At 64.9% G+C, this 21715-nt stretch carries 20 protein-coding genes and 1 pseudogene; 9 read left to right on the top strand and 12 right to left on the bottom strand.

Going from position 1 to position 21715, the window contains the following annotated elements; all coding sequences use genetic code 11:
• Positions 1-16 precede the first annotated feature (16 nt).
• The 11 genes and pseudogenes from B0E41_RS27795 to B0E41_RS03010 form a co-directional block, all read right to left on the bottom strand.
• Positions 17-133: pseudogene (locus B0E41_RS27795) on the bottom strand (ESPR-type extended signal peptide-containing protein); the annotation flags it as partial.
• Positions 134-349: 216 nt separating this feature from the next.
• Positions 350-838 (bottom strand): dihydroneopterin triphosphate diphosphatase, encoded by a 489-nt coding sequence (gene nudB, locus B0E41_RS03055; RefSeq protein WP_077328695.1) that lies wholly within the window; start codon positions 836-838, stop codon positions 350-352.
• Between the two features lie 66 nt (positions 839-904).
• A complete protein-coding gene (aspS, locus tag B0E41_RS03050; RefSeq protein WP_077328693.1) occupies positions 905-2707 on the bottom strand; it encodes an aspartate--tRNA ligase in 1803 nt (600 codons plus the stop codon).
• Positions 2708-2753: 46 nt separating this feature from the next.
• Positions 2754-3434, bottom strand: coding sequence for a DUF502 domain-containing protein (locus tag B0E41_RS03045; protein WP_077328691.1), 681 nt, complete (start codon positions 3432-3434; stop codon positions 2754-2756).
• Between the two features lie 11 nt (positions 3435-3445).
• On the bottom strand, positions 3446-3790 hold the full coding sequence (locus B0E41_RS03040) for an FmdB family zinc ribbon protein (RefSeq protein ID WP_077328689.1): 345 nt from the start codon (positions 3788-3790) through the stop codon (positions 3446-3448).
• 173 nt (positions 3791-3963) lie between these two features.
• A complete protein-coding gene (gene ubiB / locus B0E41_RS03035) occupies positions 3964-5529 on the bottom strand; it encodes a ubiquinone biosynthesis regulatory protein kinase UbiB (RefSeq protein WP_077328687.1) in 1566 nt (521 codons plus the stop codon).
• Positions 5526-6107 carry a hypothetical protein gene (locus tag B0E41_RS03030; protein WP_077328685.1) on the bottom strand — a complete coding sequence of 194 codons (582 nt, stop codon included), beginning with the start codon at positions 6105-6107 and terminating at the stop codon, positions 5526-5528. The genes ubiB and B0E41_RS03030 overlap by 4 nt, the downstream gene beginning before the upstream one ends.
• A gap of 84 nt (positions 6108-6191) precedes the next feature.
• Positions 6192-7136 (bottom strand): Tim44-like domain-containing protein, encoded by a 945-nt coding sequence (locus B0E41_RS03025; RefSeq protein ID WP_077328684.1) that lies wholly within the window; start codon positions 7134-7136, stop codon positions 6192-6194.
• A 28-nt stretch (positions 7137-7164) separates the two neighbouring features.
• Positions 7165-7896: a bifunctional demethylmenaquinone methyltransferase/2-methoxy-6-polyprenyl-1,4-benzoquinol methylase UbiE gene (gene ubiE, locus B0E41_RS03020; RefSeq protein ID WP_077328682.1), complete on the bottom strand. Its 732-nt coding sequence runs from the start codon at positions 7894-7896 to the stop codon at positions 7165-7167.
• A gap of 9 nt (positions 7897-7905) precedes the next feature.
• Positions 7906-8325 carry a DUF971 domain-containing protein gene (locus tag B0E41_RS03015; RefSeq protein WP_077328680.1) on the bottom strand — a complete coding sequence of 140 codons (420 nt, stop codon included), beginning with the start codon at positions 8323-8325 and terminating at the stop codon, positions 7906-7908.
• Positions 8326-8352: 27 nt separating this feature from the next.
• On the bottom strand, positions 8353-12246 hold the full coding sequence (locus B0E41_RS03010; protein ID WP_077328678.1) for an FAD/FMN-binding oxidoreductase: 3894 nt from the start codon (positions 12244-12246) through the stop codon (positions 8353-8355).
• Between the two features lie 176 nt (positions 12247-12422).
• On the opposite strand from B0E41_RS03010, the gene ugpB reads away from it, so the two are divergent.
• The 5 genes from ugpB (at position 12423) to ugpQ (ending at position 17540) form a co-directional block, all read left to right on the top strand.
• Positions 12423-13739 (top strand): sn-glycerol-3-phosphate ABC transporter substrate-binding protein UgpB, encoded by a 1317-nt coding sequence (ugpB, locus tag B0E41_RS03005; RefSeq protein WP_077328676.1) that lies wholly within the window; start codon positions 12423-12425, stop codon positions 13737-13739.
• Between the two features lie 17 nt (positions 13740-13756).
• Positions 13757-14644, top strand: coding sequence for a sn-glycerol-3-phosphate ABC transporter permease UgpA (ugpA, locus tag B0E41_RS03000; RefSeq protein ID WP_077328674.1), 888 nt, complete (start codon positions 13757-13759; stop codon positions 14642-14644).
• Positions 14645-14790: 146 nt separating this feature from the next.
• Positions 14791-15642 (top strand): sn-glycerol-3-phosphate ABC transporter permease UgpE, encoded by an 852-nt coding sequence (ugpE, locus tag B0E41_RS02995; protein ID WP_077328672.1) that lies wholly within the window; start codon positions 14791-14793, stop codon positions 15640-15642.
• Between the two features lie 31 nt (positions 15643-15673).
• Positions 15674-16690 carry a sn-glycerol-3-phosphate ABC transporter ATP-binding protein UgpC gene (gene ugpC / locus B0E41_RS02990; RefSeq protein WP_077328669.1) on the top strand — a complete coding sequence of 339 codons (1017 nt, stop codon included), beginning with the start codon at positions 15674-15676 and terminating at the stop codon, positions 16688-16690.
• Positions 16691-16754: 64 nt separating this feature from the next.
• Positions 16755-17540, top strand: a complete 786-nt coding sequence (gene ugpQ / locus B0E41_RS02985; protein WP_077328705.1) for a glycerophosphodiester phosphodiesterase — start codon at positions 16755-16757, stop codon at positions 17538-17540.
• A 20-nt stretch (positions 17541-17560) separates the two neighbouring features.
• Here the strand turns inward: ugpQ and B0E41_RS02980 are convergent, their stop codons facing one another.
• Entirely contained in the window at positions 17561-17830 is a 270-nt protein-coding gene (locus B0E41_RS02980; RefSeq protein ID WP_077328667.1) for a hypothetical protein, read from the bottom strand.
• Between the two features lie 50 nt (positions 17831-17880).
• Here B0E41_RS02980 and hemA point away from each other — a divergent pair, with 50 nt between their 5' ends.
• The 4 genes from hemA to grxD all read left to right on the top strand — a co-directional run bounded on the left by hemA (position 17881) and on the right by grxD (position 21635).
• On the top strand, positions 17881-19155 hold the full coding sequence (hemA, locus tag B0E41_RS02975; protein ID WP_077328665.1) for a glutamyl-tRNA reductase: 1275 nt from the start codon (positions 17881-17883) through the stop codon (positions 19153-19155).
• A gap of 87 nt (positions 19156-19242) precedes the next feature.
• Entirely contained in the window at positions 19243-20337 is a 1095-nt protein-coding gene (gene prfA / locus B0E41_RS02970; protein WP_077328663.1) for a peptide chain release factor 1, read from the top strand.
• 94 nt (positions 20338-20431) lie between these two features.
• A complete protein-coding gene (gene prmC, locus B0E41_RS02965) occupies positions 20432-21259 on the top strand; it encodes a peptide chain release factor N(5)-glutamine methyltransferase (protein ID WP_077328661.1) in 828 nt (275 codons plus the stop codon).
• A gap of 52 nt (positions 21260-21311) precedes the next feature.
• On the top strand, positions 21312-21635 hold the full coding sequence (gene grxD, locus B0E41_RS02960; protein WP_077328659.1) for a Grx4 family monothiol glutaredoxin: 324 nt from the start codon (positions 21312-21314) through the stop codon (positions 21633-21635).
• Positions 21636-21715: the final 80 nt, after the last annotated feature.

The following is a 21715-nucleotide window of genomic DNA, read 5'->3' as shown; positions in this document are numbered from 1 at the left end:
AATGGGCCCGCAATGGCGCCCTTCGTGACTTGCGTGCAGACGACACCTTTCGACCACTGGAGGTGGATGTCTCAGCTGCAGCCACATAAGTGCCGAGGGTTTCGTTCCAGATCGATTTGTATGACGTGTTCATGCTGGTGCGCAAAAATGTAATCGGATGTTTCCAGACACCCTCATTTGTTACCTAGGCTCAATCCCGTCGAGGGTACCAAAGCCTTAAGGTTCTATTGCCATTTTTCGAGACGAACCCAGCATATCTACACCTTTTTCGTAACTTGTCGCACAGTTTTGAAGCGCAGGCGTCGCAGCGAAAGGACACAATATTCCACCCATCAGCAACCGCCAAAGGTCAAAATCTCACGTCTTTCATGGGATGTGGTGCACCAAAAAAGGGCAGATTCAGAATGGCTTCGGCATTGGAAGGCGAAAAACACCGGTCGGCCGCTGCGGTCCATGGCAACCACACCTGTTCACGGTGTTCCCTCGGGTTCAGCTGCACGGGCAACGCCTGCGGCACACAAAGACCAAAGAGGTGCTCGGTGTTCTGTGCGACCCCTGGCGCATAGCGATGCCGCCATTGGGGATAGATGTCGTAGACATTCTCCAGCGCCCAGTCGCGCAACACATGGTGCGGCGCGTGGGCATCCAGGCCCGTTTCCTCGAAAACCTCCCGAACCGCTGTGACCTCGAAGGACTCGTTCACATGGTCCTTGGAGCCAGTCACAGACTGCCAGAACCCCGGGGCATCGGAGCGCTCGATCAGCAACACCTCCAGCGCCGAGGTGTGGATCACCACCAACACGGATTGCGGGATCTTGTGAGGCCGGATCGGTGTCATCGGGCAGGTCCAGGCAAAGAAAAAGGGCGCTGAATCAGCGCCCTTGCATTTTGAATCCGTCGGCGATCAGGCCGTCTTGGCCAGGTCCGTGTTGCGCAGGCGGATGTGCAGTTCGCGCAGCTGCTTCTCGTCGACAAGGCTGGGCGCCTGCGTCAGCAGACACTGAGCGCGTTGGGTCTTGGGGAAGGCGATCACGTCGCGGATCGAGTCGGCGCCGGTCATCAGCGTGACGATGCGGTCCAGACCGAAAGCCAGGCCACCGTGCGGCGGCGCGCCGTATTGCAGCGCGTCCAGCAGGAAGCCAAATTTGACTTGCGCTTCTTCGGGCGTGATCTTCAGCGCGTCAAACACCTTCTGCTGCACCGCCGCGGTGTGAATACGGACCGAGCCACCACCGATCTCCCAGCCGTTGAGCACCATGTCGTAGCCCTTGGCGATGCACTTCTCGGGCGCGGTGACCATCCAGTCTTCGTGGCCGTCTTTCGGCGCGGTGAAGGGGTGGTGCACGGCGGTCCAGCGGTCGGCTTCTTCGTCGTGTTCGAACATGGGGAAGTCCACCACCCACATCGGCGCCCAACGGGCTTCGAACAGGCCGTTTTTCTTGCCCAGTTCGCTGTGGCCGATCTTCAGGCGCAGCGCGCCGATGGCGTCGTTGACGATCTTTTCCTTGTCGGCGCCGAAGAAGATGATGTCGCCGTCTTGCGCGCCGGTGCGCTTGAGGATCTCGGCAATGGCTTTGTCGTGCAGGTTCTTGACGATGGGCGACTGCAGACCGTCTTTGCCCTTGGCCACTTCGTTGACCTTGATCCAGGCCAGGCCCTTGGCGCCGTAGATCTTGACGAACTCGGTGTAGGCGTCGATCTCGCTGCGGCTGATCTCGGCACCACCGCGCACGCACAGGGCGACCACACGGCCGTTCTTCATGGTGGCGGGCGCGCTGAAGACCTTGAAGTCCACGTCGGCCATCACGTCGGTCAGTTCGGTGAATTCGAGCTTGACGCGCAGGTCGGGCTTGTCGGAGCCGAAGCGAAACATGGCTTCGCTGTAGGCCATGATGGGGAACTCGCCCAGATCCACGCCCAGGGTGTTCTGGAACACCGTCTTGATCATGCCCTGGAACATGTCGCGGATGTCTTCCTCGGTCAGGAACGAGGTTTCGATATCGATCTGTGTGAACTCGGGCTGGCGGTCGGCGCGCAGGTCTTCGTCGCGGAAGCACTTGGTGATCTGGTAGTAGCGGTCGAAGCCCGCCACCATCAGCAACTGCTTGAACAGCTGGGGCGACTGCGGCAGCGCAAAGAAGTGACCGTCGTGCACGCGGCTGGGCACGAGGTAGTCGCGCGCACCTTCGGGCGTGCTCTTGGTCAGCATCGGCGTTTCGATGTCGATGAAGCCATTGGCGTCCAGAAACTTGCGCACTTCCATCGCCACGCGGTAGCGCAGCATCAGGTTGTTCTGCATGTAGGGGCGACGCAGGTCGAGCACGCGGTGCGTGAGGCGAGTCGTCTCGCTCAGGTTGTCGTCGTCCAGTTGGAACGGTGGCGTGACCGACGCGTTGAGCACCTTGAGCTCATGGCACAAGATTTCGATCTGGCCGCTCTTGAGCTTGTCGTTGGTCGTGCCCTCGGGGCGCGCGCGCACCAGGCCGGTGACCTGCACGCAGAACTCGTTGCGCACGTCTTCGGCGGTCTTGAACATCTCGGCGCGGTCGGGGTCGCAGACCACCTGTACGTAGCCTTCGCGGTCGCGCAGGTCGATGAAGATCACGCCACCGTGGTCACGGCGGCGGTTGACCCAGCCACAGAGTTGCACGGTTTGGCCCAGCAGGGCTTCGGTCACCAGACCGCAATAGTGGGAGCGCATGGCCATATCAATTCTTCTTTCAGCAGGTTCGCCGTGTGACACGGCGGGGTCATCAGGTCGGGGTCGAGGCGGTGCCGGGCGCCATCACTTTGGGAGGCAAGGTTTTCGGCGCACCGGGCGCGATCACACCCATGGAAACAATGTAGGTCAGCGCTTCATCCACGCTCATCTGCAGCTCCAGGCATTCGCTCCTGCGCACCACCACGAAATAGCCACCCGTGGGGTTGGGCGTGGTGGGCACAAACACGCTCAGGAACTCATCGTGATCGCTGGCGCTGCCTGGCTGGGCCTGCAGGTGCGCAAGCACTTCGCCATTGGGAGCACCGGTCTGAAATCCGATGGTCCACATGCCGGCGTGCGGCCACTGCACCAGCAAGGCCTTGCGAAAGGCATTGCCCTTCTCGGAAAACAGCGTGTCGGAAATCTGCTTCACGCCCGAGTAGATGGAGCGCACCACCGGAATGCGGTGCAGCAGCGCGTGCCACCAGTTGATCAGGCGGTTGCCGATGATGTTGGACGCCAGGGCACCGATGGACAACACCACCACCAGCGCAAAGATCACACCCAGACCAGGAATGTGGACCCCAAACAACTGGTCGGGCTGCCAGGTTTGCGGCAGGATGTGCAGCGTCTGGTCGAGCGTGCCCACCACCCAGTCCAGCACCCACAAGGTGATGATCAGGGGCACCAGAACCAGCAGGCCAGCGAGCAGCCATTTGCGCAAAGACAGCATGCGGGGCGCGCTCAGGTGGACGATGTCGGGGGTGGCGTGCTGGTGGCCGGGGCCGCTGCCGGCGCGGCAACCGCAGGCGCAGCGGCTGACGTGGCGGCGGGAGCTGCCGCTGCACCGTCGGTGCCGCCCGCGGCTTCACCACCCGCCACTGCGGGCGCGGGCGCGCCCGTGTTGCCACCACGGAAATCGGTCACGTACCAGCCCGAGCCCTTGAGCTGGAAGCCTGCAGCGGTAAGTTGTTTCTGGAAACTGGACTGACCGCAGGCCGGACAAACGGTCAACGGGTCGTCGGACATCTTCTGCAACACGTCCTTGGCATGGCCGCAGGACGCGCACTTGTAGGCATAAATCGGCATGGCGGAACCTGTAGGTGAGCCGGAAAATGGGCCGGCAATGCGCCCGGTGTCTGTCAATGCAGGCCGAACCGGGCCGGGCCCGACAGACGCTGTCTGTCAGGCGGTCGAACAAAACCTGACATTATAAATTGAGCCCTGCCCCTCTGAACGCAATGGCCGGGAACCCCGTGTCTTCACCAGATGCGCACGCGCACCAGCACTTGCATCAGGAGCAACCCCAGAAGGAACCCCACGCCCCCCCAGACAATGCCTTGCAGCAGCCGGTTGGTGCGGCGCTGCTCGATGAGCAGTGCATCCAGCTCCTGGCGCAGCTCGTGTGGCTTGTGCTGCAAAAAATCGTGCATCAGGCGGGGCAAGGCGGGGATCAGCTTGGCGTACTGCGGGGCCTCGGCCTTCAGCTGTTCCAGCAGCTTTTTGGGACCGATTTGCTCCAGCATCCACTTCTCTAGAAAGGGCTTGGCGGTGTTCCAGAGATCCAGTTCCGGGTCCAGTTCTCGCCCCAGTCCTTCGATGTTGAGCAGTGTTTTCTGTAGCAGCACCAATTGAGGCTGGATTTCCACGTGGAAGCGGCGCGAGGTCTGGAACAAGCGCATGAGCACCATGCCGAGCGAGATTTCCTTCAACGGCCGATCAAAATACGGCTCGCAAACCGCACGGATCGCCGACTCGAGTTCGTCCACCCGCGTGTCCGCCGGCACCCAGCCGCTCTCGATGTGCAGCTCGGCCACGCGCTTGTAGTCGCGCCGGAAAAAGGCGGTGAAGTTCTGCGCCAGGTATTCCTTGTCGAACTCGGTCAGCGTGCCAACGATGCCGAAATCCAGCGAGATGTAGCGCCCGAAGGTGGCCGGATCGACGCTGACCTGGATGTTGCCCGGGTGCATGTCGGCGTGGAAAAAGCCGTCCCGGAACACCTGGGTGAAAAAGATGGTGACACCGTCGCGTGCCAGCTTGGGGATGTCGACCCCTTGTTGACGCAACTCGTCCACCCGGTTGATGGGCAGGCCGTGCATGCGCTCCATCACCATCACTTCGGTGTGGCAATAGTCCCAGAACATTTCCGGGATCAACACCAGGTCCAGCCCGGCCATGTTGCGGCGCAACTGGGCGGCGTTGGCCGCCTCACGCAGCAGGTCGAGCTCATCGTGCAGGTATTTGTCGAACTCCGCCACCACCTCCAGCGGTTTCAGGCGCTTCCCGTCCGAAGAGAGCTTTTCAACCCAACCGGCCATCATGCGCATGAGGCCAATGTCCTTGTCGATCACCGGGCCCATGTGAGGCCGCAGCACCTTCACCGCCACCTCACGCCCGCCATGGCGGCCGTCGCGCAAGGTGGCAAAGTGCACCTGGGCGATGGAAGCGCTGGCCACCGGCACCTGCTCGAAGTGGGTAAACACCGCGTCCAGCGGTTTGCCGAAGGCGCGTTCGATGGTCGCCACCGCCACCGCGCTGGGGAACGGCGGCACCCGGTCTTGCAGGCGGGCCAGCTCGTCGGCGATGTCGGGCGGCAACAGGTCGCGCCGGGTGGACAGCACCTGGCCGAACTTCACGAAGATGGGCCCGAGCCGCTCGAGTGCCTCGCGCAACCGCTCGCCACGCGGTGCGTCCAGGTTGCGGCCAATGGAAACGATGCGCGTGATCAGCCGCAGCGCCGGCCGCTGGAAGCTGGAGAGCACCAGCTCGTCCAGCCCATAACGAAACACCACCCAGACGATAAAGACGCCGCGAAACAGGCGACTCATGCCGCGTGTCCGTCACCGTGCCCAGGAGCGTCCGCAGCAGGCCGGCGCCCGGCAAATCCCTTGACCGCCGAGGCCGCACTGCGCGCGAAACGAACCAGGGTGTGCGCCGCCGCATCACCGAGAAAACGCGAGAGGTCTTCCTCCACGTCCCAGCGCACGTTGTCGACCAGCCACGCCACTTCGGCGGCCAGTTGCACGTCACCCTGAATGTCCACGCCCGGCTTGTCGCCCGACAACACCCGTTGGGCCATGTCAAAAGGCGAGGACTGGGTCAGGGTGACATTCAGCTCAGGCTGTGCGGCCCCCGAGGGGCGCTCCAGCAGACCGGCGGCCGTGGCCGCGAGCGTCAGATGAAAGTCGCCCCACTGCACCTTGACCGGCTTCCCCTTCTGGCGCTTGAGCCGCTGCTGTGCCTGCGGCTCCTGCATCAGCACATGGTTCAGAAACAGGACAACGCGGTTTTGCACCTCGTCCACCACCCATTCAGGGGGGCGGACGCTGCCCAGCAGGGACTGCAAAAAACCCAGCGGAGACGTGGCGCTGGACCCGGGCGGAGAAACGGGGGATTCATTTTTCATGGTTGCTCCGATTTTGAGGGATAACGCCCGCGGCTCCGGGAATCGGGACCGAACCACCGGCTGCGACACCGGCGCCGCACCGCCTCATTGCAGGGCTTGAACGCCCGCCACCAGCCAGCCACCGGCGTTCGACTTGGGCCGGGTGATGTTCCACACCTCGCGAAACGGGTTGGGCCCAGACGACATGTCTTCGCGAATCAGGCCGGAGAACTCGACACTGGCCATGTAGTCGCTCGCCAGTTCTTCGATGCCCAGGAGCCGTGCCTCCAGCATCACCACCTCGGTCTTGTTGTCGCCGGCGCCGGCGTGCTCCCGTTCGACCAGTTGACTGCGGATCTCGGCAAGCATGCCGTCGGTCATCATGGCGCGCAAATTGGGGATGTCGGCCCGGTCCCAGGCGTCCTGCAGACTGACAAAATTCGCCTTGGACGCCTGCAGGAACCCGGCGGTGTCAAAGCCCTCCGGCACCCCCCATGGCGTGGCGTCCGCCAGCGCTGCGCCGGTCTTCGTGCCGTCGACCGGCGACACGGCCTGGTTTTCCCAAGGGCGGGCCGAAGCGTCGTTGCCCACGTTTTTCGGGCTGTAGCCCCGTGGCACGGGAACCGGGTCACCACCCTCTGAGGAGGAGGCATACGCGCCCGTTGTGGCCAGCGCGGGGGTGCTGCGGCGAGCCAATGTGCGGAACAGCGTCACCGCCAACAGCACCAGCGCCCCCCAGAGAAGCACCTGAGCAAACCCCTCGCCCAGACCCAGCGAAGACGCCAGCCAGACCAGACCCAACCCGGCGGCCACACCGCCCAACACCGTCCCCCAGGGTCGTCGAGAAGCGACGGTGGCAGCGGGACCCGCCACAGCCGGAGCTGCCGGGGACACGGCTGGCGACACGGGTGCCTGGGCAGCGGAGGGGTGTGTCACCTGACCCGACTGTTGGCCCACCGACGTGCCACTGCCCAGGCGTTTGGTCACCGCCTGCGACGAGCCCAGCACCATCATCAAGCCCACCAGCACCAACGACCACCACCTGCTCATTGCCCTTGCCCCTTGAATCTTGTTGTGCTCAACACTTGATGCCCACATGCAGCGCCACCACACCGGCGCTGAGGTTGTGCACATCCACGTGACCAAAGCCCACGGCCTTCATCAACTGCCTCAGTTCCTCTTGCCCTGGATGCATGCGGATGGACTCGGCGAGGTAGCGGTAGCTGTGCTCGTCGTTGGCCACCAGCTTGCCCAGCTTGGGAAGGATGTTGAACGAGTACCAGTCGTAGACTTTTTCAAGCGGCTTGGCCACCCGGGAGAACTCCAGCACCAGCAACTTGCCCCCAGGTTTGAGGCAACGCAGCATTTCGCCCAGCGCGTGGTCTTTGTTGGTCATGTTGCGCAGGCCGAAAGCCACCGTGATGATGTCAAACGACCCGCTGGCGAATGGCAACTTTTCGGCATCACACACCATGGTGGGCAATACCACGCCGAGGTCCAGCAGGCGGTTGCGCCCCTCGCTGAGCATCGCTTCGTTGATGTCGGTGTGCACCACACGCCCCGAGGGCCCGACCTTCTTGGCGAAGGCCAGCGACAGATCACCCGTTCCGCCGGCGATGTCGAGCACCTGATCGCCGGGCTGGGGATTCGCCACCGTGATCGTGTATCGCTTCCAAACGCGATGCAGGCCTGCCGACATGAGATCGTTCATCACGTCGTACTTGGACGCGACGGAATCGAACACGCTGCGCACGTGTTTCGCTTTGTCCTGCTCGTCGACCGTCTTGAATCCGAAATGGGTGGAGGCCATGGTGCTGTCCTAGTGAGAGTGGCTGCCGCAGGCCGAGCCTGGTTTTTCCGGCATGGCAGCGTCGCGGTCAACCCCCGCTTTCAAGAGGCGCTCCTGGTAGTCGGCCCACAACTCGTCCTGCTTCACACCGAGAAAGTACAGGTAGTCCCAGGAAAAGATGCCGCTGTCATGCCCGTCGCTGAAGGTCGGCTGCACCGCGTAGTTGCCCACAGCCTCCAGCGCCAGAATGCCGACCTCGCGTTTTCCGGTCTGCAGCACCTCCTGCCCCGGGCCGTGGCCCTGCACCTCGGCCGATGGCGAATACACCCGCATCAGCTCGAAAGGGATGCGGAAGTCGCTGCCGTCAGAGAAGCTCACCTGGAGCACACGCGACTGGCTGTGCACCGTGATGTCCTGCGGTGTCGGGGTGTTCTTGTCGAGTCCGGCCATGGCTGTCTCCTGTTGCGTTGCTTGTGATCAGACCAGCACGCGTTCGATGCCGCCCTGGTTGGCTTGTGCCACGTACTGTTGAAGCCAGTCTTTGCCCAGTATCTGGTTGGCCATCTCGACCACGATGTAGTCGGCTTCGAGCAGGCCGCTGTTCAGGTCGTCGCCATAGCGCGTCAGGCCTTGCAGACAGCTCGGGCACGAGGTCAGCATCTTGATGTTGTCCTGGGCGCCCACGGTGCCGGCGGCACGCAGCTGCGCCTCGCCCTTCTTGATTTCTTCTTCCTTGCGAAAGCGGATTTGGGTCGAAATGTCGGGCCGCGTCACGCCCAGCGTGCCGCTCTCACCGCAGCAGCGCTTGCTCTCGATCACGTTGTCGCCCACCAGCGCCTTCACCGTCTTCATCGGGTCCTGCAGCTTCATGGGCGTGTGGCAGGGGTCGTGGTACAGGTAACCACCCTGCCCGGCCGGCAGCGTGATGCCCTTTTCCAGCAGGTATTCGTGGATGTCGATGATGCGGCAGCCGGGGAAAATCTTGTCGAACTCGTAGCCCTGCAGCTGGTCGTAGCAGGTGCCGCAGCTCACGACCACGGTTTTGATGTCCAGGTAGTTCAGCGTGTTGGCCACGCGGTGGAACAGCACGCGGTTGTCCGTGATGATCTTCTCGGCCTTGTCGAATTGGCCCGAGCCGCGCTGCGGATAGCCGCAGCACAGGTAACCGGGTGGCAGCACGGTCTGCACGCCCGCGTGCCAGAGCATGGCCTGCGTGGCCAGGCCGACCTGGCTGAACAGGCGCTCCGAGCCGCAGCCGGGGAAATAGAACACCGCCTCGGTCTCGGCGGTGGTGCCCACCGGGTTGCGGATGATGGGCACGTAGTCCTTGTCTTCGATGTCCAGCAGCGCGCGCGCCGTCTTCTTGGGCAGGCCGCCCGGCATCTTCTTGTTGATGAAGTGGATCACCTGCTCTTTGATCGGCGCGGGGCCGAGCGTGGCCGGCGGCGCGCTGGTCTGCTTGCGCGCGGCGAGCGTCATCACCTTGTTGGCCAGGCGCTGGGCCTTGAAGCCCACGTCCACCATGGCCGAGCGCATGAACTTGATGGTCTCGGGGTTGGTGGCATTCAGAAAGAACATGGCCGCGGCGTTGCCCGGGCGGAAACTCTTCTGCCCCATCTTGCGCAACAGGTTGCGCATGTTCATGGTCACGTCGCCGAAGTCGATCTTGACCGGGCACGGACTCAGGCACTTGTGGCAGACCGTGCAGTGGTCGGCCACGTCTTCGAACTCTTCCCAGTGCTTGATGCTGATGCCACGCCGCGTCTGCTCTTCGTACAGGAAGGCCTCGACCAGCAGCGAGGTGGCCAGGATCTTGTTGCGCGGCGAATAGAGCAGGTTGGCGCGCGGCACGTGCGTGGCGCAAACCGGTTTGCACTTGCCGCAGCGCAGGCAGTCCTTGACCGAATCGGCAATGGCGCCGATGTCGCTCTGCTGCATGATCAGCGACTCATGGCCCATCAGGCCGAAGCTGGGCGTGTAGGCGTTTGAGAGGTCCGCGCTGCGAAGGTTGGCATCGGCGGCCAGACCGTTCACGCCCGACAGGTCGCGCAGCAGTTTGCCCTTGTTGAAGCGGCCTTCCGGGTCCACCTTGGCTTTGTATTCCGCGAACGGACGCAGCTCGTCGTCGGTCAAAAATTCCAGCTTGGTGATGCCGATGCCGTGCTCACCCGAGATCACGCCGTCCAGGCTGCGCGCCAGCACCATGATGCGGCCCACCGCTTCGTGCGCGGTCTGCAGCATCTGATAGTCGTCGCTGTTGACCGGGATGTTGGTGTGCACGTTGCCGTCACCGGCGTGCATGTGCAGCGCTACCCAGACCCGCCCCTTGAGCACGCGCTGGTGGATGGCCGTGCATTCGGTCAGGATCGTGGCGAACGCCGCGCCATTGAAGATGCCTTGCAGCGGCGCACGGATCTGCGTCTTCCAGCTCGCGCGCAAGGTATGGTCCTGCAGCTGAGGGAACAGGGTGTCCACGTCTCGCAGCCAGCCAGCCCACAGCGAGCGCACCTCGCGCACCAGCGCCAGCGCCTGCTGCACGCGGTCTTCCAGCAGTTCGGCGCTGGGGATGTCGTTGGCGTCGTCCGTCTTGCCCAGCGGCAACTGGCCGCGGGTGAAGAACGCCTCCAGCGCCTCACAGAGCTTGAGCTTGTTGCGCAGCGAGAGCTCGATGTTGATGCGCTCAATGCCTTCGGTGTACTCGCCCATGCGCGGCAGCGGGATCACCACGTCTTCGTTCACCTTGAAGGCGTTGGTGTGTTTGCTGATGGCCGCGGTGCGCTTGCGGTCGAGCCAGAATTTCTTGCGCGCTTCGGCGCTGATGGCCACGAAGCCTTCGCCACTGCGGCCGTTGGCCAGGCGGATCACCTCGCTGGTGGCACGGGCCACGGCGTCGGCGTCGTCGCCCACGATGTCGCCCACCAGCACCATCTTGGGCAGCGTGCCGCGCTTGCTCTTGGTCGCGTAGCCCACGGCCTTGAGGTAACGGTCGTCCAGGTGCTCCAGGCCGGCGAGGATGGCACCGCCAGGGCGCTTCATCTCGGCGAACATGAAGTCCTTGATGTCCACGATGGACGGCACGCAGTCCTTGGGATTGCCGAAGAACTCCAGGCACACGGTGCGCACGTGTTGCGGCATGCGGTGCACCAGCCAGCGCGCACTGGTGATCAGGCCGTCGCAGCCTTCCTTCTGGATGCCCGGCAGGCCGGCCAGGAACTTGTCGGTCACGTCCTTGCCCAGGCCTTCCTTACGGAAGGTCGAGCCGGGAATCACCAATTGCTCGGTGCGCAGCAGCGTCTTGCCGTTGGCTTCGAAGTACTTGAGTTCAAAGGTGGCAACTTTGGCATCGTGAATCTTGCCGCGGTTGTGGTCCAGGCGCGTGACTTCGAGCCATTGCGCCTGCGGCGTCACCATGCGCCAGCTCACCAGGTTGTCCAGCGCCGTGCCCCAGAGCACGGCCTTCTTGCCGCCAGCGTTCATGGCGATGTTGCCGCCCACGCACGAGGCTTCTGCCGAAGTCGGGTCCACCGCGAACACATGGCCGGCGCGCTCGGCCGCATCGGCCACGCGCTGCGTCACCACACCGGCTTCGGTCCAGATCGTGGGCAGCGGCTCGGCGTGGCCGGGTACGGTCACGAACTCCACCTCGGTCATGGCTTCGAGCTTTTCGGTGTTGATCACCGCGCTCTTCCAGGTCAGCGGGATCGCGCCACCGGTGTAGCCGGTGCCGCCGCCGCGCGGCACGATGGTCAGGCCGAGTTCGAAACAGCCACGCACCAGCTCGGCCATCTCGACCTCGGTGTCGGGGGTCAGCACCACGAACGGGTATTCCACGCGCCAGTCGGTGGCGTCGGTCACGTGCGACACGCGCGACAGGCCATCGAACTTGATGTTGTCTTTGGCGGTCAGGCGGCGCAGCGCCTTGGTGGCGCGCTGGCGCAGCGCGGCCATCTCCTCGAACGAGCGGGCAAAACTGTCCACCGCCCCACGGGCCGCCGTCAGCAGCTCGGCCACCAGCGCGTCGCGCGCGGCATCGTCCTGCGGCGTGCGGCGCTTCTGCACCTCCCCCAGGCGGTGGTGCAAGGCGTCCACCAGCGCGCCGCGGCGCTTGGGGTTGTCCAGCAGATCGTCCTGCAAATACGGGTTGCGCTGCACCACCCAGATGTCGCCCAGCACCTCGTACAACATGCGCGCCGAACGGCCGGTGCGGCGTTCGCCCCGCAGACCATCCAGCAGGCTCCAGGCCCGGGCACCGAGCAGCCGAAGCACAATTTCACGATCTGAAAACGACGTGTAGTTGTAGGGGATTTCGCGCAGGCGCGGCGCGTCCTCGGTGGTGGTTTCCAGGAGCGAGAGCGGCGTGGGGGCGTTCATTTGAGATGGCAAACGATCAGCAGAAAACGCTGAACCGACGATGGTACCGCAGCGCAACAAGACACACCCTTCTCATGGAAACCCCGTGTTGTCACGCCACTGAAACGGCTGTGCAATGGTTTGGTACGCAAAGCCCCTAGGCTCGGCCGATTCATTCAACCCCCCAGGAGCATCCCATGCGCCAGCGCTTCACCCGCATCGCCACCGCCGTGGCACTGACCGCCGTCTTTGGTGGCACCGCCCAGGCACAAACCGACATCCAGTGGTGGCACTCCATGACGGCGGTCAACGGCGAATGGGTGAACGACCTCGCCAAGCAGTTCAATGAGAGGCAGAAGGACTACCGCATCGTGCCCACCTTCAAGGGCACCTACGACGAGTCCATGACGGCGGCCATCGCGGCCTTCCGCGCCGGCAACGCGCCCCACATCCTGCAGGTGTTCGAAGTGGGCACGGCGACCATGATGGCCAGCAAGAGCGCCATCGTGCCGGTCGGTCAGGTGATGAAAGACGCTGGCTACAAGTTCGACCCCTCGGTCTACATCCCGGCCGTGGCGGGCTACTACACCGCGCCCAACGGCCAGATGCTGAGCTTCCCGTTCAACAGCTCGACCACGGTGTTCTACATCAACAAGGACGCCTTCAAGGCTGCTGGCATGGACGCCAGCCAGCCACCCACGACCTGGCCCGAGGTGGCCCTGGCGGCGGCCAAGCTCAAAGCCAGCGGCCACAAGTGCCCCTTCACCACCGCCTGGCAGGGCTGGACCCAGCTGGAGAGTTTCTCGACGTGGCACAACGTCGAACTCGCCACCCAGCGCAACGGCCTGGGCGGCGCCAGCGCGCGGCTGGTGGCCAACTCGCCGCTGCACGTGCGCCACATCGAAAACCTCTCGAACATGGCCAAGCAAGGCCTGTTTGTCTACAAGGGCCGAGCCAACGTGCCCGAGGCGAGCTTTGTGTCGGGCGAGTGCGCCATGATTTCAACCTCGTCAGGTTTCTACGGCAACGTGGCCAAGAACGCCAAGTTCGCCTACGGTCTGGCCACCCTGCCCTACTACCCCGACGTGCCGGGCGCACCCCAGAACACCGTGATCGGCGGCGCCAGCCTCTGGGTGCTTTCGGGCAAGAAGGCGCCTGAATACAAGGGCGTGGCCGCCTTCTTCGACTTCCTGTCCAACGCCGATGTGCAATCCGCCAGCCACAAGCGCACCGGCTACCTGCCCATCACCATGGCCGCGTTCAAGCTGACCGAGCAGTCGGGTTTCTACAAGCAGAACCCCGGCACCGACACCGCCGTCAACCAGATGATCCGCAAAACCACCGACAAGTCGCGCGGCATCCGCCTGGGCAACTACGTGCAGATCCGCGCCATCGAGGACGAAGAGCTGGAGCAGGTCTGGGCCGGCAAGAAGTCGGCCAAGGAAGCGCTGGACGCGGTGGTCAAACGCGGCAACGAGTTGCTCGAACGTTTCGAAAAGGCCAACAAGTCCTGACCCCGGGCGACTGACCCGTGGCCGCAGAAAAGAAGGTCGTATTCCGGTCGGCCTGGTTGCCCTGGCTGCTGATCGCGCCGCAGCTGCTGGTGGTGTCGGTGTTCTTCTTCTGGCCTGCCGGCCAGGCGCTGCTGCAGTCCCTGCAGCAGTCGGACGCCTTCGGCACGACGGTGGAATGGGTCGGGCTGGAGAACTTCCGCAACCTCTGGAACGACGAGAGCTACCTCGCATCGTTCCAGACCACCGCCATCTTCTCGGTGCTGGTGGCCTTCTTCGGCATCAGCCTGGCGCTGCTGCTGGCCGTGTTTGCCGACCGGGTGGTCAAAGGCACCCTGATCTACCGCACCCTGCTGATCTGGCCCTATGCGGTGGCGCCGGCAGTGGCGGGTGTGGTGTGGCTGTTTCTGTTCTCGCCAGGCATCGGCGTGCTGCCCTACGCCCTGCGCCACATCGGCTTCGAGTGGAACTCGCTGCTCAACAGCAACCATGCCATGGCGCTGATCGTGATGGCGTCGGTGTGGAAGCAGATCTCCTACAACTTCCTGTTTTTCCTGGCCGGCCTGCAGTCCATTCCCAAGTCGCTGATCGAGGCGGCAGCCATCGACGGCGCGCGCCCCTGGCGCCGCTTCTGGACCATCCAGTTCCCGCTGCTCTCGCCGACCACCTTCTTCCTGCTGGTGATCAATATCGTCTACGCCTTCTTCGACACCTTCGCCATCGTCGACGCCGCCACCAAGGGCGGCCCAGGCAAGGACACGGCCATTCTGGTCTACAAGGTGTATTTCGACGGCTTCAAGGCCATGGACCTCGGCGGTTCGGCCGCGCAGTCGGTGGTGCTGATGGTGATCGTAATTGCGCTCACCGTGGTGCAGTTCCGCTTCGTCGAAAAGAAAGTGACGTATTGATCCCCCCCGCGCCGCTTCGCGTCACCCCCCAGGGGGCGGCACTGGCCGTCTGGCAAAGCCAGTCCGGCGGTGCCCTGGGAGGCGCTTTTTCTTGCGAAGCGGGATGGGGCTCTGGCACCGCAAAAAAGTGAACGAGAACACACACCATGGTTGAACAACGCGGCGGCCTGCGCTGGCTGGCCCATGCCATCCTGGTCTTGGGGGTGCTGGTCATGGCGCTGCCGGTCTACATCACCTTCATCGCCTCGACCCACACCATGGACGCGGTGGTGCAGGTGCCCATGCCCCTGCTGCCCGGCGCGGAGCTGGTGGACAACTACCGCATCGCGCTGTTCGGCGGGCGCACCGGCACCGGCACCCACGCCGCCGTGGGCCGCATGATGACGGTCAGCTTCATCAGCGCCATGGTGATCGCGCTGGGCAAGATCGGCATCTCGCTGCTCTCGGCCTTTGCCATCGTCTACTTCCGCTTCCCGCTGCGGCAGTTCTTCTTCTGGGCGATTTTTGTCACGCTCATGCTGCCGGTCGAGGTGCGCATTGGGCCGACCTACCAGGTGGTCGCCGACCTGGGGCTTCTCAACACCTACGCAGGCCTGACCGTGCCGCTGATCGCGTCGGCCACCGCCACCTTCCTGTTCCGCCAGTTCTTCCTGACCGTGCCTGACGAGCTGGTCGAGGCGGCGCGCATCGACGGCGCGGGCCCGATGCGCTTCTTCTTTGACGTGCTGCTGCCGCTCTCGGCCACCACCATGGCCGCGCTGTTCGTGATCCAGTTCATCTACGGCTGGAACCAGTACCTCTGGCCGCTGCTCGTGACCACCGAAGAAAACATGTACCCGGTGGTGATCGGCATCAAGCAGATGATTTCCGGCGGAGACGCGCAAACCGAATGGAACATCGTCATGGCCACCGCCATGCTCGCCATGCTGCCGCCGGTGGCGGTGGTGCTGCTGATGCAGAAATGGTTCGTCAAGGGCCTGGTCGACACCGAGAAATGAGGGCCACCGAGGCGCTCAGGAACACATCCACATGGCATCCATCCAGCTCACCCAACTGATCAAGCGCTACGGCAAAGGCCTGGGCGCCAACCAGGTGATCCACGGCGTCAACGCGCTCATCCACGACGGCGAGTTCGTCGTGATCGTCGGGCCCTCGGGTTGCGGCAAATCCACCCTGCTGCGCATGGTGGCCGGGCTGGAAGAGGTGAGCGAGGGCGAGATCCGCATCGGCGACCGTGTGGTGAACCGGCTGGAGCCCGCCGACCGCGACATCGCCATGGTGTTCCAGAACTACGCGCTGTACCCGCACATGAGCGTGTACGACAACATGGCCTATGGCCTGAAGATCCAGAAGATGCCGGCGGGCGAGATCCGCCAGCGCGTGGACAAGGCCGCTGCGATCCTGGAGCTGGGCCACCTGTTGCAGCGCAAGCCGCGCGAGCTCTCGGGCGGGCAGCGCCAGCGCGTGGCCATGGGCCGCGCCATCGTGCGCCAGCCTCAGGTGTTTCTGTTCGACGAACCGCTGTCCAACCTCGATGCCAAGCTGCGCGCGCAGACCCGGCTCGAAATCCAGAAGCTGCACCGCGAGCTGGGCATCACCTCGCTGTTCGTCACCCACGACCAGGTTGAGGCCATGACACTGGCGCAGCGCATGATCGTCATGAACGCCGGGCGCATGGAGCAGTTCGGCACGCCCGAAGACGTGTACGCCCGCCCCGCCACCACCTTCGTGGCCAGCTTCATGGGCTCACCGCCGATGAACCTGCTGAAAGACGTGCCCGGTGGCCGGGCCGGTGCGGTGCTGGGCGTGCGCCCCGAGCACCTGGACATCGGCGACGGGGGCTGGGCGGTGCAGATCGAAGCCGTGGAAATGCTGGGCGCCGAGCGGCTGGTGTATGCCCGGCTGGGCGACGAGAGCCTGGTGATCCGCATCCACGAGGACCAGGGTGCCCCTGCGCTGGGCGCTACCATCCATGTTCAGCCGCGCGCTGATCGTCTGCACTGGTTCGACGCCGCGAGCGGCCAGCGACGACCCGACGCTCCCTGAGACGAGCGCCGGGCCGTTCCCCAACCCGCCTGCACCGCACAGCCCACAGGGCGAAGGCATGCCCATGACCGCCACCGACAACGCTCTCCAATCCTGGCCCTACCCCTGCTGGATCGCCCACCGCGGCGCCGGCAAGCTGGCCCCGGAAAACACCCTCGCCGCCTTCCGCCTCGGCGCGGCCCACGGCTACCGCATGTACGAATGCGACGCCAAACTGAGCGCCGACGGCGTGGTCTTCCTGCTGCACGACGACACGCTGGAGCGCACCAGCAACGGCCACGGCGTCGCAGGCGACCAGCCGTGGACGGCGCTGAGCCAGCTCGACGCCGGTGGCTGGCACTCGCGCAGGCACGCGGGCGAACCGCTGCCCACCCTGGAGGCCGTAGCGCGGTTCTGCCAGGCCAACCACCATGCGCTCAACATCGAGATCAAGCCGACCACGGGCACCGAACTGGTCACCGGGCGCGCAGTGGCCCAAGCGGTTCTGCGGCTCTGGCACCTGCCGCCGAACGGCAGCGCGACCCTGCCCGACGGGCGCCCCACACCACTGCTGACCTCGTTCCAGCCCGAGGCGCTCGCGGGCGCACAGGCGGTGGCGCCCGGTGTGCGCAGGGGCCTGCTGCTCGAATCGCTGTGGACCGGCTGGCTGGACGTGGCGGTCGGGCTCGGCTGCGAAGCCGTGGTGTGCGATCAGGTGCTGTGGGACGCCATCACAGTCGCGCAGGTGCGGCAGGCGGGCATGCGCTGCCTGGCCTACACCGTCAACGAGCCGGCAGCGGCCCAGCGCCTGCTGGACCTGGGTCTCGACGGAATCATCACCGACCGGGTTGATCTGTTCCCGCCGGGCTGATCACCCCTGCAGCCCGCAAGTCAGCGGCTTCGGTTCCACCAGGCCACCGAGGCCTGCACCAGCACCAGGGCGGTGTAGGTGAACATCTTGCCGTCGCGCCCGAAAACGATCAGGCCCGCCACCAACACCGCCAAGCCCGAACCCAACAGCATCAGCGCCTCGGTGCGTGACGACCAGCGGGCTGAGCGTGCCCGTTTCCACAGGCGGGGCGCGATCCACAACACCGTGGCCAGGCCCAGGGCCGGCGCCAGAAAGCCGGCCAGATGCCCCAACAAGTCGAAAAAAGTCATTCTTTGTGGTCCGGGGCGTTCATAGGGAGGCGCAATTTTATAATCGGCCCATGTCTGTCTGGACGCTCGGCATCAATCACCACACGGCTCCGCTCGATCTGCGGGGCCGTTTTGCGTTCGCGCTCGACCAGATCCAGCCCACCTTGAACGGCTACCGCCAGAGCCTGGTCCGCCAGCCCGAGGCCACGCTGCTCTCCACCTGCAACCGCACCGAGCTGTACGGCGCGGGCGACCAGTCCGCCGTGGAGCCCACCCTGGTCTGGCTGGCCCAGACCGGCGGCGTGAGCACCCATGTGCTCAAAGAACATGCCTATGTGTTGCGTGAAGGCGAGGCGGCGCGCCACGCCTTCCGCGTCGCCAGCGGCCTGGACAGCATGGTGCTGGGCGAGGCGCAGATCCTCGGTCAGATGAAAGACGCCGTGCGCGCCGCCGACGAGGCCGGCGCCCTCGGCACCACGTTGCACCAGTTGTTCCAGCGCTCCTTCTCGGTGGCCAAGCAGGTGCGCAGCTCCACCGAAATCGGCGCCCACTCGATCAGCATGACCGCCGCCGCCGTGCGCCTGGCCAGCCAGCTGTTCGAAGACCTGAAAGACATCAAGGTGCTGTTTGTCGGCGCCGGCGAGATGATCGAACTCGCCGCCACCCACTTCGCCGCCAAGACGCCCAAAGCCATGGCCATCGCCAACCGCACGCTGGAGCGCGGCGAGAAGCTGGCCGGGCGCTTCGGCGCCGAGGTGCTGCGCCTGGCCGACATCCCGGATCGCCTCCACGAATACGACGCCGTGATCAGCTGCACCGCCAGCACCCTGCCCATCATCGGGCTCGGTGCTGTGGAGCGCGCGCTCAAGAAGCGCAAACACCGTCCCATGTTCATGGTCGATCTGGCCGTGCCGCGCGACATCGAGATCGAGGTCAAGGGCCTGAGCGACGTCTATCTGTACACCGTGGACGATCTGGCCAGCGTGGTCCAGACGGGCAAAGACAACCGCCAGGCCGCCGTGGCGCAGGCCGAGGCCATCATCGACGCGGGCGTGCTCAGCTTCATGCACTGGCTGGACCAGCGCGACCCGGACAAGGGCGGCGTGGTGCCACTGATCCAGCAGATCAACGCCCAGGCCGACAGCTGGCGCGCGGCGGAACTGGCCCGTGCGAAAAAACTGCTGGCCAAAGGTGAGCCGGTCGAAGCCGTGCTCGAAGCCCTGTCCAAGGGCCTGACGCAGAAAATGCTGCACGGCACCCTGGCCGAGCTGCACGCGGGCGACGCCCAGACCCGCGCCGCCACCGCGCACACCGTCTCGCGCCTGTTCCTGCGCGAAAAGTCCTAGCGACGGGGCCCCGGGCGCCCGGCGCCCCGGCACGGCCCGTCGGCCCCGTGCATCCACCCCGCTGCCGTCGCCTTTCTTCTTTCCCGCATGAAACCCTTTGTCCGTGACACCCTCCTGCGCCAGCGCGCCCGCCTGCACGAACTGGACGCCCTGCTCTCGGCACCCGACGTGGTCAGCGACATGGAGCGCTTTCGCGCGCTGAGCCGTGAGCACGCCGACGCCTCGGTGATCGTCGAGGTGTTCAACCGCCACGAACAGCGCGAGGCCGACCTGGACGCCGCAAACGGCATGCTGACCGACCCCGACATGGCCGAGATGGCCGAAGAAGAAGTCGGCGCCGCCAAGGTCGACCTGGAGCGGATCGACGCCGAACTGCAGCAACTGCTGCTGCCCAAGGACCCCGACGATGCGCGCCCGGCCTTCGTCGAAATCCGCGCCGGCACCGGCGGCGACGAGTCAGCGCTGTTTGCGGGCGACCTGGCGCGCATGTACACCCGCTACGCCGACAGCCAGGGCTGGACCACCGAGATCGTGAGCGAGTCGCCCAGCGAACTGGGCGGCTACAAGGAGGTGGTGCTGCGCATGGCGGGGCGCGGCCCGGGTGCCGCCGTCTACGGTCAGATGCGCTTTGAATCGGGCGGCCACCGCGTGCAGCGCGTGCCCGTGACCGAAACCCAGGGCCGCATCCACACCAGCGCAGCCACCGTGGCCGTGATGCCCGAGCCGGATGAGGCCTTCGCGGTCAAGCTCAACCCCGCCGAACTGCGCATAGACACCTACCGTGCCAGCGGCGCCGGTGGTCAGCACATCAACAAGACCGACTCGGCCGTGCGCGTGACGCACTTGCCCACCGGCATCACCGCCGAGTGCCAGGACGGCCGCAGCCAGCACAGCAACAAGGCCAAGGCCCTGCAGGTGTTGCAGGCCCGCCTGCAGGAAAAAGACCGCAGTGAGCGCGCCGCCAAAGAAGCCGCCACGCGCAAGGGCCTGGTGGGCAGCGGCGACCGCAGCGACCGCATCCGCACCTACAACTTCCCTCAGGGCCGCCTCACCGACCACCGCATCAACCTCACGCTGTACAAGCTGCTGATGGTGATGGAAGGTGATCTGGGCGACGTGATCCATGCGCTGCAGGTGGCGCGAGGCACGGAACTGCTGGCGGAACTGGAAGGGAAAATATGACCCCCCTGCGCCGCTTCGCGGCTTCCCCCCAGGGGGACGCACTTGGTGGCCCGGCAAAGCCGGTTCCACGGGCGCCCTGGATGGGGCTCCCCCCATGACGCTGGCCGACGCTCTGAAACAAGCAGCAGCCGCAGGTCTGGACCGGCTCGACGCCCAGATGCTGCTGCTGCTGGCGCTGGGGCGCGACATGAATGATCGCGCCTGGCTGTTAGCGCACGACACCGACCCCATGCCCACCGACGCCGCAGCGCGCTGCGCCGAACTGGTGCACCGCCGCCTGGCCGGTGAACCTGTCGCCTACCTGGCAGGCGAAAAGGACTTCTTCGGCCTGCACCTTCGGGTGGACGCCCGCGTGCTGGTGCCCCGTCCCGACACCGAAACGCTGGTGCAGTGGGCGCTGGACGCCTTGCCCCTCAACGCCGCGCGGTGTCTGGACCTGGGCACCGGCAGCGGCGCCATCGCCCTGGCCGTGAAATCGCAGCGACCCGACGTGGCGGTGACCGCCACCGACACCAGCACGGGCGCCCTGGCGGTGGCCCGCGCCAACGCGGAACGCCTGGGTCTCACGGTGGATTTTTGCAGCGGCTTCTGGCTGCAGGCCGTGCCCGGCCAGCGCTTCGACGTGATCGCCAGCAACCCGCCTTACATCGCTGAAGGCGACCAGCACCTGGCCGCCCTCACGCACGAACCCATGAGCGCACTCACGGCAGGGCCCGACGGGCTGGACGACATCCGCACCATCGTGGCGCAGGCGCCGGGTGCCCTGCTCCCCGGTGGGTGGCTGCTGCTGGAGCACGGACACGATCAGGCGGCCGCCGTGCGCGCCCTGCTGCAGCAGCAAGGCTTCGAGCGGGTTGGCAGCCGCACCGATCTGGCGGGCATCGAACGCTGCAGCGGCGGCATCTGGCCGCAGCAGCGATAATCATGGCCATCCCGAGCCACGACCGGCCCGCCCCGATCAGGAGTTTTTTGCCATGAGCGACGCCCAGACCCAAATCGACCAACTGGTCAAATCCAATGACATCGTGCTCTTCATGAAGGGCAACGCCAGCTTTCCGATGTGCGGCTTCTCTGGCCGCGCGATCCAGATCATCAAAGCCTGCGGCGTCGATCCCAAAACGGTGAAAACCGTCAACGTGCTGGAAGACGAAGGCATCCGCCAGGGCATCAAGACCTACAGCAGCTGGCCCACCATCCCGCAGCTCTATGTCAAGGGCGAGTTCATTGGCGGCTCCGACATCATGATGGAGATGTACGAGTCGGGTGAACTGCAAAAAGTCATCAACGGCCAAGCCTGACACCGCCTTCACCTAGCGACAGCCGCCTTCGGGCGGCTTTGTTGTTTCTGGACGGCTCACGGGCTGAGGCATTTCACACG

The organism is Hydrogenophaga sp. A37 (genome assembly GCF_002001205.1).
GTDB lineage: Bacteria > Pseudomonadota > Gammaproteobacteria > Burkholderiales > Burkholderiaceae_C > Hydrogenophaga.
This window is presented reverse-complemented; position numbering and strand designations above follow the sequence as displayed.

Bases quoted from the DNA above. Each gene is read 5' to 3' on its own strand.
- nudB (WP_077328695.1), bottom strand. From the start codon at position 838: ATGACACCGATCCGGCCTCACAAGATCCCGCAATCCGTGTTGGTGGTG.
- aspS (WP_077328693.1), bottom strand. From the start codon at position 2,707: ATGGCCATGCGCTCCCACTATTGCGGTCTGGTGACCGAAGCCCTGCTG.
- B0E41_RS03045 (WP_077328691.1), bottom strand. From the start codon at position 3,434: ATGCTGTCTTTGCGCAAATGGCTGCTCGCTGGCCTGCTGGTTCTGGTG.
- B0E41_RS03040 (WP_077328689.1), bottom strand. From the start codon at position 3,790: ATGCCGATTTATGCCTACAAGTGCGCGTCCTGCGGCCATGCCAAGGAC.
- ubiB (WP_077328687.1), bottom strand. From the start codon at position 5,529: ATGAGTCGCCTGTTTCGCGGCGTCTTTATCGTCTGGGTGGTGTTTCGT.
- B0E41_RS03030 (WP_077328685.1), bottom strand. From the start codon at position 6,107: ATGAAAAATGAATCCCCCGTTTCTCCGCCCGGGTCCAGCGCCACGTCT.
- B0E41_RS03025 (WP_077328684.1), bottom strand. From the start codon at position 7,136: ATGAGCAGGTGGTGGTCGTTGGTGCTGGTGGGCTTGATGATGGTGCTG.
- ubiE (WP_077328682.1), bottom strand. From the start codon at position 7,896: ATGGCCTCCACCCATTTCGGATTCAAGACGGTCGACGAGCAGGACAAA.
- B0E41_RS03015 (WP_077328680.1), bottom strand. From the start codon at position 8,325: ATGGCCGGACTCGACAAGAACACCCCGACACCGCAGGACATCACGGTG.
- B0E41_RS03010 (WP_077328678.1), bottom strand. From the start codon at position 12,246: ATGAACGCCCCCACGCCGCTCTCGCTCCTGGAAACCACCACCGAGGAC.
- ugpB (WP_077328676.1), top strand. From the start codon at position 12,423: ATGCGCCAGCGCTTCACCCGCATCGCCACCGCCGTGGCACTGACCGCC.
- ugpE (WP_077328672.1), top strand. From the start codon at position 14,791: ATGGTTGAACAACGCGGCGGCCTGCGCTGGCTGGCCCATGCCATCCTG.
- ugpC (WP_077328669.1), top strand. From the start codon at position 15,674: ATGGCATCCATCCAGCTCACCCAACTGATCAAGCGCTACGGCAAAGGC.
- ugpQ (WP_077328705.1), top strand. From the start codon at position 16,755: ATGACCGCCACCGACAACGCTCTCCAATCCTGGCCCTACCCCTGCTGG.
- B0E41_RS02980 (WP_077328667.1), bottom strand. From the start codon at position 17,830: ATGACTTTTTTCGACTTGTTGGGGCATCTGGCCGGCTTTCTGGCGCCG.
- hemA (WP_077328665.1), top strand. From the start codon at position 17,881: ATGTCTGTCTGGACGCTCGGCATCAATCACCACACGGCTCCGCTCGAT.
- prfA (WP_077328663.1), top strand. From the start codon at position 19,243: ATGAAACCCTTTGTCCGTGACACCCTCCTGCGCCAGCGCGCCCGCCTG.
- prmC (WP_077328661.1), top strand. From the start codon at position 20,432: ATGACGCTGGCCGACGCTCTGAAACAAGCAGCAGCCGCAGGTCTGGAC.
- grxD (WP_077328659.1), top strand. From the start codon at position 21,312: ATGAGCGACGCCCAGACCCAAATCGACCAACTGGTCAAATCCAATGAC.